Source organism: Azospirillum sp. 11R-A (genome assembly GCF_049472615.1).
In the GTDB taxonomy this organism is placed as follows: Bacteria; Pseudomonadota; Alphaproteobacteria; order Azospirillales; family Azospirillaceae; genus Azospirillum; species Azospirillum palustre.
In genome coordinates, this window is sequence record NZ_JBCEBL010000067.1 from 1 (window position 1) to 2,864 (window position 2,864).

Below are 2,864 nucleotides of genomic sequence, written 5' to 3' on the forward strand. Positions count from 1 at the left end.
CCGCTCTCGTCGGTGGAGAAGTCGTAGACATCGGCGATGGTCGGCAGGGTGGTCCAGGTGATGTCGAGGATCCGCTCCATCCAGGCCGGATCGGCGATGCCGCCGGCAATCGCCATGCGCTGGCGGATCGCCTCGGCCCGCGGATCGCCATCGGGGCCATCGGGGGGCACCCACCAGTGGCCGGGACCCGAGGTGGCGGCGACCCCGCTGGCACCGCAATAGCCCTTGTCGGCCAGCACCACTCTGGCCCCGGCCTGTGCCGCCGCCAGCGCCGCCCAGGTTCCCGACAGGCCGCCGCCGATCACCAGCACATCGGCGGCGATGGGCGGCAACTCTGCGATGGGCAATTCTGCGGTGGGCAGCCGTGTGGCCGGCGGAGCGGTCGATACCCGGATGTTCGGCATTTCTGTGAAACTCCGCCGCTTCGATGCATCTGTGTGTTGTTTCTTACAATACCGCAGTGGCATCCCGTCAATTTTGGAATGCTCATGATTCCGTTGAGTTTTTTAAATGAGTCAGGTGGCGGCGATCCCAGTTGGGCTAGATATAGCGATATAAAAATGTATAAACAAAACATATATAACTGTCTTTACAGTAGGAATTAAGAGTGATTAAGCTCCGTCCCGCCCGCCGCCTGTTCGGCACCATGACGGTGCGTGAGAATGTGCTGATGGGCGCCTACACCCGCAGCGACGCGCACACGGTGGCGAAGGATTACGACGGCATCCTCGACCTGTTCCCCAAGCTGCGCGACCGCCATGCCCAGCAGGCCGGCACCCTGTCGGGCGGGGAGCAGCAGATGGTGGCGATGGCCCGCGCCCTGATGGGCCGCCCGCGGCTGATCGTGATGGACGAGCCGGCGATGGGCCTGTCGCCCTTGCATGTCGACCGCGTGCTGGAGATGATCCAGACCATCAACCGGCAGGGCGTGAGCATCTTCATGGTGGAACAGAACGCCAGCCTCGCCCTGCAGATCGCCCATCGCGGCTATGTGCTGCAAACCGGACGCATCGTGCTGTCCGGCCCGGCCGCCGACCTCGCCCGCGACCCGCAGAGTCGCGACGCCTATCTGGGCGGTGCCCAGGCCGCTTGATGCCGCCCGCCTGACGCAGCATTTCCGACAGGACCCTCTTCCGATGACCAAGGACAACTCCGCCGTGCCTTCCACCGTTGCAGACCCCGGCCCCCGCTCGCTGGAGGAGCTGGAGGCGCGGCTCGCCCGCGATCTCGACCTGCTCACCCTGCCGCCGGCCGACTGGGTGCCGGCGCGGGATGCCGTGCTCGATGTCGCCATCGTTGGCGCCGGCATGGCCGGGCTGACCGCCGCCTTCGCCCTGCGCAAGGTCGGCATCTCCAACATCCGGCTGTTCGACCGCGCCCCTGCCGGCCGCGAGGGACCGTGGGGGACCTATGCCCGCATGGAGACCCTGCGGTCGCCCAAGACGCTGACCGGTCCGGCGCTGGGCTTCGCCAACCTGACCTTCCGCGCCTGGTTCGAGGCGCAGTTCGGCCGCACCGCCTGGGATGCGCTGTTCCGCATCCCGCGCCTGCAATGGCTGGAATACCTGACGTGGTACCGCCGCGTCACCGGCGCGCCGGTGCGGAACGACACCGCCTTGACGGCGATCTCCGGCGACGCCGACGGCGTAACCCTCAACCTCGACAGTCCGGAGGGGCGGCAGCGGGTGCGGGCGCGCCGGGTGATCCTGGCCAACGGGCGCGACGGTCTTGGCGGCCCCTTCGTCCCGGCCTTCTGGAAGGCGGTGGACAAGCGGTTCTGGAGCCATGCCCATGAACCCATCGACTTCGACGGACTGAAGGGCAGGACGGTGGCAGTGCTCGGTGCCGGCGCCGGTGCGGTGGACAATGCGGCGGAGGCGCTGGAGCGGGGCGCCGCCAAGGTCTACATGCTGATCCGCCGGGCGGAGCTGCCGCGCATCAACAAGAGCCTGGGCGCCGGCCATCCCGGCATCGTCCTCGGCTTCCACACCCTGTCGGACGAGCGGCGCTGGGCCTACAACCAGTATATCGCCGACACCGGCGTGCCGGCGCCGCACAATTCCATGCTGCGCTGCTCGCGCCATCCCAACTTCTCGCTGCTGACCGGCTGCGCCGTCGAGGCGGCGGCGGCCGAGGGCGGCCGTCTGGTCCTGCGCACCGGACGCGGCACGGTGACGGTCGACCACGTCATCCTCGCCACCGGCTTCGCGCTCAATTGGGAGCAGCGGCCGGAGCTGGCGGAAATCGCCCGCCACACCCTGCTGTGGCGCGACCGCTATGTCCTTCCCGGCCATGAGGCCGGCGAGTTCGCCCAGCATCCCTATCTCGGCGCCGATTTCGAGTTCCTGGAGCGCACCCCCGGCGAGGCGCCCTGGCTGAACCGCATCCATGCCTTCAACTATGCCGCGGTGCTGAGCCACGGCAAGGTGACCGGCGACATTCCCGGCATCAGCGCCGGGGCGGAGCGTCTGGCCGACAGCATCACGGCGGCGCTGTTCACCGAGGATTACGACTATCACTGGCAGCGGCTGATCGGGTTCGAGACGCCGGAACTGCTGGGCGACGAATGGACCGAAGCGGAGGATTTCCGATGAGCGCCACCGCTGGCGATATCGCCCACATCGCCCCCGACCTGATCGACCGGCTGGCCGGCCTGTCCGACTCCTCCCCGCTGCTGGCCCTGCGCGCCCGCCGGGCGGAGATCCGCACCCGCACCCAGGCGGCGCACCACGCCCTGCTGGCGCCGCGGCGGCCCGGCCTGTTTCCGGCCGCCGAGCGCGCCGCGGTGGCGGAACGCATCGCGGCGCTGGCCGGCAACGACACGCTCGCCGCCCATTACCGCGGGCTCGCCGCCGGCACCGATG

3 protein-coding genes and 1 pseudogene are annotated in these 2,864 nt (G+C 68.8%); 3 read left to right on the forward strand and 1 reads right to left on the reverse strand.

Annotated elements, in window-relative coordinates:
• Positions 1-404, reverse strand: a 404-nt coding sequence (locus tag VH569_RS35160; RefSeq protein ID WP_423321904.1) for an FAD-dependent oxidoreductase, incomplete at its 3' end; no start/stop codon positions are given.
• Between the two features lie 203 nt (positions 405-607).
• Between VH569_RS35160 and VH569_RS35165 the strand changes: the two genes are divergently transcribed.
• The 3 genes and pseudogenes from VH569_RS35165 to VH569_RS35175 form a co-directional block, all read left to right on the forward strand.
• Positions 608-1,093 carry an ABC transporter ATP-binding protein gene (locus VH569_RS35165; protein WP_423321906.1) on the forward strand — a complete coding sequence of 162 codons (486 nt, stop codon included), beginning with the start codon at positions 608-610 and terminating at the stop codon, positions 1,091-1,093.
• 43 nt (positions 1,094-1,136) lie between these two features.
• Positions 1,137-2,594, forward strand: a complete 1,458-nt coding sequence (locus VH569_RS35170) for an FAD/NAD(P)-binding protein (protein ID WP_423321908.1) — start codon at positions 1,137-1,139, stop codon at positions 2,592-2,594.
• A pseudogene (locus tag VH569_RS35175) lies at positions 2,591-2,864 on the forward strand (hypothetical protein); the annotation flags it as partial. The gene VH569_RS35170 and the pseudogene VH569_RS35175, both read left to right, overlap by 4 nt.

Bases quoted from the DNA above. Each gene is read 5' to 3' on its own strand.
- VH569_RS35170 (WP_423321908.1), top strand. From the start codon at position 1,137: ATGACCAAGGACAACTCCGCCGTGCCTTCCACCGTTGCAGACCCCGGC.